7 protein-coding genes are annotated in these 5,473 nt (G+C 57.5%); 4 read left to right on the plus strand and 3 right to left on the minus strand.

Annotation, left to right across the window (positions count from 1 at the left end; translation table 11 throughout):
• Nucleotides 1–69: 69 nt before the first annotated feature.
• Nucleotides 70–519 carry an SsrA-binding protein SmpB gene (smpB, locus tag KHU33_RS25100; RefSeq protein WP_211468111.1) on the minus strand — a complete coding sequence of 150 codons (450 nt, stop codon included), beginning with the start codon at nucleotides 517–519 and terminating at the stop codon, nucleotides 70–72.
• Between the two features lie 67 nt (nucleotides 520–586).
• Here smpB and KHU33_RS25105 point away from each other — a divergent pair, with 67 nt between their 5' ends.
• The gene (locus tag KHU33_RS25105; RefSeq protein WP_211468113.1) at nucleotides 587–1,027 is read left to right on the plus strand and encodes a type II toxin-antitoxin system RatA family toxin; all 441 of its coding nucleotides are present in this window, start codon (nucleotides 587–589) and stop codon (nucleotides 1,025–1,027) included.
• The gene (locus KHU33_RS25110; protein ID WP_230414545.1) at nucleotides 1,020–1,388 is read left to right on the plus strand and encodes an RnfH family protein; all 369 of its coding nucleotides are present in this window, start codon (nucleotides 1,020–1,022) and stop codon (nucleotides 1,386–1,388) included. The genes KHU33_RS25105 and KHU33_RS25110 overlap by 8 nt, the downstream gene beginning before the upstream one ends.
• A 26-nt stretch (nucleotides 1,389–1,414) precedes the next feature.
• Here the strand turns inward: KHU33_RS25110 and KHU33_RS25115 are convergent, their stop codons facing one another.
• Nucleotides 1,415–1,939 carry a DUF4124 domain-containing protein gene (locus KHU33_RS25115; protein WP_211468115.1) on the minus strand — a complete coding sequence of 175 codons (525 nt, stop codon included), beginning with the start codon at nucleotides 1,937–1,939 and terminating at the stop codon, nucleotides 1,415–1,417.
• Between the two features lie 185 nt (nucleotides 1,940–2,124).
• On the opposite strand from KHU33_RS25115, the gene guaB reads away from it, so the two are divergent.
• Together guaB and guaA are read left to right on the plus strand one after the other, a co-directional pair.
• Entirely contained in the window at nucleotides 2,125–3,585 is a 1,461-nt protein-coding gene (guaB, locus tag KHU33_RS25120; protein ID WP_211468117.1) for an IMP dehydrogenase, read from the plus strand.
• 118 nt (nucleotides 3,586–3,703) lie between these two features.
• Entirely contained in the window at nucleotides 3,704–5,284 is a 1,581-nt protein-coding gene (gene guaA, locus KHU33_RS25125) for a glutamine-hydrolyzing GMP synthase (RefSeq protein WP_211468119.1), read from the plus strand.
• Between the two features lie 56 nt (nucleotides 5,285–5,340).
• On the opposite strand, the gene KHU33_RS25130 is transcribed toward guaA, so the two are convergent.
• Nucleotides 5,341–5,473 (minus strand): integrase core domain-containing protein (locus KHU33_RS25130; protein ID WP_211468123.1); only part of this gene is annotated, 133 nt, incomplete at its 5' end.

Consider the following 5,473-nt stretch of genomic DNA (forward strand, 5'->3'; position numbering starts at 1 on the left):
GGCCCCCGGCGAAATTTCAACTTCGCCGGGGGCCGCTTCTTTATTATTGCGCTCGGTATTGTGCTCGGTTCAACGCCGATGTTGTTTCATCGCAGCCTGGACTTCACGCTCGCCGTCGCGTTGCCGTTCGGTGTCGCGTTTGTCATGCTGCTTTTTCCCCTTGGCCAGGCCGATTTCACATTTGATGCGGCCGCGCAGATAGTGCAGATTGATCGGCACCAGCGTATAACCGGAACGTTCGACCTTGATGATCAGTTTCCTGATTTCCTCGGCGTGCAGCAGCAGCTTGCGGGTCCGCACCGCTTCCGGATGGACGTGGCTGGAAGCGCTGAGGAGGGCGCTGATATGTGCGCCAAACAGGTAGATTTCGCCATTGCGGACGATGACGTAGGATTCTTTCAAATTGGCGCGTCCGGCCCGGATAGCCTTGACTTCCCAGCCGTGCAACTCCATGCCCGCTTCAAAACGCTCTTCGATGAAGTAATCGTGGAAGACTTTTTTGTTATCAATAATGCTCATGTATTAGGAAAATCGCGCAGGTCGGTTAAAATTTCAAGTTGTGATTCTATCAAACGGTTGATATTCAATGGCAGTAGTGCATAAAACGGTACTTTTGGGGTATAGCGCTGAACAGATGTTTGCGCTGGTCGACCGGGTCGAAGACTACCCGCAATTCCTGCCATGGTGCGGCGGGGTTGATGTGCATGAACGTGCTGACGGCAAGCTGGTGGCGACACTCAACATACACTACCACGGTATCAAGCAATCATTCACCACTGAAAACAGCAACAACCCGCCGGCTGCGATGCAGATGCGCCTGGTCGAAGGGCCGTTCAAGCATCTCGACGGCAACTGGAATTTCAAGGCGCTGCGGGCCGACGCCTGCAAAATCGAATTCGATTTGCACTATGAATTTTCCAGCCGGATCCTGGAAAAACTGATCGGGCCGGTGTTCAGCATGATCGCCAACAGTTTCGTCGATTCCTTCTGCAAGCGCGCCGAAGCGGTGTACGGTCATCATGACTGAGACGGCGCCGCCCAATGACGACAGCGCTGTTGCCGAGACAGGAAAAATGATCCGGATACAAGTCTGTTACGCCAGTCCCTCAGTGCAAGCCTTAAGGCAGCTGTCGGTGCCGGCTGGAACCTTGCTGCACGACGGGATCAAGCGCAGCGGCTTGCTGGATGAGATACGCGAAATCGATCTCAGTTGCTGGCGGGTCGGTATCTTCGGCAAGCTGAAGACGCTGGATACGGTATTGCGCGATCAGGACCGGATTGAAATTTATCGTCCGCTGATCGCCGATCCGATGGAGTCGCGCCGTAAGCGCGCTGATAAACGTATAGATAAGGGTGTCGAAAAACGCGCCGATAAAAAAGCCCGCTGAATGGCGGGCTGTTGCGGTTTTCTATTTCATTGGCAATCGTTCAACGCCTCTCGGTTCTGTGCATTTTGCTGCGCCCGCTGTTGATCGCTTATGTATGAGCGCTGGCCGTTGGCGTCGGTCTGGGCAATCCGTGCGCCGGAATCCAGGGCGCGCTGGTTGGCGCGGGCGCGGGCGCAATTTTCCGCCTTGTTGGAGGCCAGCTTGGCTTCCTGTTCGGCTTTCTTGTTCTTCTCCGCCTGTTCAGCCTTGCGCTTTTGAAATGCAGCGTCCTGTTCGGCGATGGTCGGCGGCGCTTTCGCATCCGGTTTGCTATCTGCCGCAGCGTCGGCTGCAGCGCCGGCGTCTTCCGAGCCGGTGCCGCGCGGCAGGCTGTGGCCCGGCGTTTTCAAGATGCGCTTGTTCGGCACAGAGGTTGGCGGCGGCATGTCTGAGTACTGTTTCACGCCTTTTTCGTCCAGCCACACGAATTGTGCCAGGGCTGAAGTCGCCAGGCTGAGCAAGACCAGAGCGGCAGCGGCGGAGAAAACCTGTTTCAGGCGGATTGCATTCATTGCTATTCCTTGGGGCGGTAGAAGTAGATTGGCAGAGCGCAGATTTCGCCATGTTTCGGCAGCCATGTCAATCAATCGATAGTGCCATGTGGAAATATCTTCATTGCCGCGGCACAAAATCATGCGGCGTTAGGCGACTTGTCCGGATTTCTGTATAATTCGGTTTTGCGCCTATAGGAAAAACTATGCGTCTACTTCAAAAAGCACTCACGTTCGATGACGTGCTGTTGGTCCCCGCTTACTCGGACGTCCTCCCCAAAGACACCACCCTCAAAACACGCCTGACCCGCAATATCGATATCAACATTCCGTTGTTGTCGGCGGCAATGGATACCGTGACTGAAGCGCGGCTGGCGATCGCCATGGCGCAAGAGGGCGGCATCGGCATTATCCATAAGAACCTCACGGCGCAGGAGCAGGCGCGCGAAGTGTCCAAGGTCAAGCGTTTCGAATCCGGCGTGGTGCGTGATCCGATCACGATCCCGCCGAACATGCGCATCCGCGAAGTGATCGCATTGTCGGAATTGCACGGCATCAGCGGTTTCCCGGTGGTCGACGGCAATCGCCTGGTCGGTATCATCACCAACCGCGATCTGCGCTTTGAAGAAGAGCTGGAGGCGGAAGTCAGCGCCAAGATGACGCCGCGCGAGAAGCTGGTGTACGTCAAGGACGGCGCGGATCTGGCGGAAGCCAAGCGCCTGATGAACAAACATCGCCTGGAACGCGTGATGGTGGTCAACGATGCATTTGAGCTGCGCGGCCTGATCACGGTCAAGGATATCCAGAAATCGACTTCGCACCCGCTGGCATCCAAGGATAGCCAGGGCAAGCTGCGGGTTGGTGCGGCAGTCGGAGTCGGCGCCGATAACGAAGAACGGATCGAATTGCTGGTGAAAGCCGGCGTCGACGTCATCGTGGTCGATACCGCGCACGGCCACTCCAAGGGCGTGCTGGATCGCGTCAAATGGGTCAAGCAGAATTTCCCGCAGGTTGAAGTCATCGGCGGCAATATCGCTACCGCCGCTGCCGCCAAGGCGCTGGCGGATCACGGCGCCGACGGCGTCAAGGTCGGCATCGGCCCTGGTTCCATCTGCACCACGCGGATCGTGGCCGGTGTCGGCGTACCGCAGATTTCCGCCATCTCCAACGTCGCGCAAGCGCTCAAGGGCACAGGCATTCCCTGTATCGCCGACGGCGGCATTCGTTTTTCAGGCGACATCGCCAAGGCACTGGCAGCCGGCGCCTCGACTGTGATGATGGGCAGCATGTTCGCCGGTACTGAAGAAGCGCCGGGCGAAGTGATCCTGTTCCAGGGCCGCAGCTACAAGTCGTATCGCGGCATGGGCAGCCTGGGTGCGATGTCGGACGGTTCGGCCGATCGCTACTTCCAGGATTCCGCCAACAAGGCTGACAAGTTCGTGCCGGAAGGCATCGAAGGCCGGGTTCCTTACAAGGGTAGCGTGCTGACCATCTTGTACCAGCTGGTCGGCGGCGTACGTTCTTCCATGGGCTATTGCGGTTGTGCGACGATCGATGAACTGCGCGAAAAAGCCGAGTTTGTCGAAATCACCGCAGCCGGCATGCGCGAGTCGCATGTCCATGACGTGCAGATTACCAAGGAAGCGCCAAACTATCGTACCGATTGATAGCGGCGGTCTTGATCCTGTCACATGAACGCGCCACCTGCGACTATGCCGCAGGTGGCGCGTGCAGTTTAAAGATTCTCATTTTTTGCTAAATCAGCTCTGCTACCAGGCCTCCACCATGCACTCAAAAATCCTCATCCTCGATTTCGGCTCCCAGGTTACCCAATTGATCGCACGGCGCGTGCGTGAAGCAGGTGTGTTCTCCGAGGTTTATCCCTATGACGTGTCCGACGAATTCGTCCGTAACTACGGTGCTTCCGGCGTGATTCTGTCGGGCGGCCCGAATAGCGTTACCGACGGCGATACGCCGCGCGCACCGCAAGCCGTGTTCGAGCTGGGCGTGCCGGTATTCGGCATCTGCTACGGCATGCAAACCATGGCTGAGCAATTGGGCGGCAAGGTCGAGATGGGCAAGGTGCGGGAATTCGGTTACGCCGAAGTGCGCGCGCGCGGCCATACCGCGCTGCTGAAAGATATCAGCGATTTCGTGACGCCCGATTCGCATGCCATGCTGAAGGTCTGGATGAGCCACGGCGACAAGGTCAATGACATGCCGCCTGGATTCAAGCTGATGGCCTCCACGCCTAATTGTCCTATTGCCGGCATGGCCGATGAGGAACGTAAATTCTATGCGGTGCAATTCCACCCGGAAGTCACCCATACCGTGCAGGGCGAGGCTATCCTGACGCGTTTCGTGATCGATATCTGCGGCTGCAAGCCAGACTGGAACATGCCGGATTACATCGCTGAGGCGGTTGAATCGATTCGCCAGCAAGTCGGCAGCGACGAAGTGATTCTGGGCTTGTCCGGCGGTGTCGACAGCAGTGTCGCCGCGGCCTTGATCCATCGCGCAATTGGCGACCAGTTGACTTGCGTCTTCGTTGACCACGGCCTGTTGCGCCTCGACGAAGGCAAGATGGTGATGGAGATGTTTGCCAAGAATCTCGGCGTCAAGGTGATTCATGTCGACGCCACTGCGCAGTTCATGGGCCATCTGGCCGGCGTCACCGATCCGGAAGCCAAGCGCAAGATCATCGGCCGTGAATTCGTCGAAGTATTCCAGGTCGAATCGGCCAAGCTGAAGAATGCGAAGTGGCTGGCGCAAGGGACAATTTATCCGGACGTGATCGAAAGCGCCGGCAAGGGCAAGAACGCCGCACACACCATCAAGAGCCACCACAATGTCGGCGGCTTGCCGGAAACCCTGAACTTGCAATTGCTGGAGCCGCTGCGCGAACTGTTCAAGGACGAAGTGCGCAAACTAGGCGTCGCGCTTGGTTTGCCGCATGCGATGGTGTATCGCCATCCATTCCCAGGCCCGGGTGTGGGAGTGCGTATTCTGGGCGAAGTCAAAAAGGAATTCGCCGACCTGCTGCGCCGCGCCGACGCCATCTTCATCGAAGAATTGCGCAACACCAAGGACGACGAAGACGAATCCTGGTACGACAAGACCAGCCAGGCATTTGCTGTCTTCCTGCCGGTCAAGTCGGTTGGCGTGATGGGCGATGGCCGCACCTACGAATACGTAGTGGCGCTGCGTGCGGTGCAGACGCAGGATTTCATGACTGCGCATTGGGCCCATCTGCCCCACGACTTGCTGGGACGGGTATCGAACCGCATCATCAACGAAGTGCGCGGCATCAATCGTGTGGTGTACGATATTTCCGGCAAGCCGCCGGCGACGATTGAGTGGGAGTGATCTGATGTCAGGCACTCGCTAATACTGTGTCCAGTCCTAAAATAGGTTGACAGGTTTTATTGCAACACAAACGCTCGATGCACCGCATCGGGCGTTTTGTATTTCAGGGCCGTATGCGGCCGTTCCCGGTTGTAGATCCGAACGGATTGCACCACCATCTTCGCGGCTTGTTGCAGGTCTGCCGGACGG

It is taken from the genome of Collimonas silvisoli (genome assembly GCF_018305005.1).
In the GTDB taxonomy this organism is placed as follows: Bacteria; Pseudomonadota; Gammaproteobacteria; order Burkholderiales; family Burkholderiaceae_D; genus Collimonas; species Collimonas silvisoli.

What these genes read in the sequence shown, in the direction of transcription:
- smpB (WP_211468111.1), bottom strand. Translation starts at nt 519, where the DNA reads ATGAGCATTATTGATAACAAAAAAGTCTTCCACGATTACTTCATCGAA.
- KHU33_RS25105 (WP_211468113.1), top strand. Translation starts at nt 587, where the DNA reads ATGGCAGTAGTGCATAAAACGGTACTTTTGGGGTATAGCGCTGAACAG.
- KHU33_RS25110 (WP_230414545.1), top strand. Translation starts at nt 1,020, where the DNA reads ATGACTGAGACGGCGCCGCCCAATGACGACAGCGCTGTTGCCGAGACA.
- KHU33_RS25115 (WP_211468115.1), bottom strand. Translation starts at nt 1,939, where the DNA reads ATGAATGCAATCCGCCTGAAACAGGTTTTCTCCGCCGCTGCCGCTCTG.
- guaB (WP_211468117.1), top strand. Translation starts at nt 2,125, where the DNA reads ATGCGTCTACTTCAAAAAGCACTCACGTTCGATGACGTGCTGTTGGTC.
- guaA (WP_211468119.1), top strand. Translation starts at nt 3,704, where the DNA reads ATGCACTCAAAAATCCTCATCCTCGATTTCGGCTCCCAGGTTACCCAA.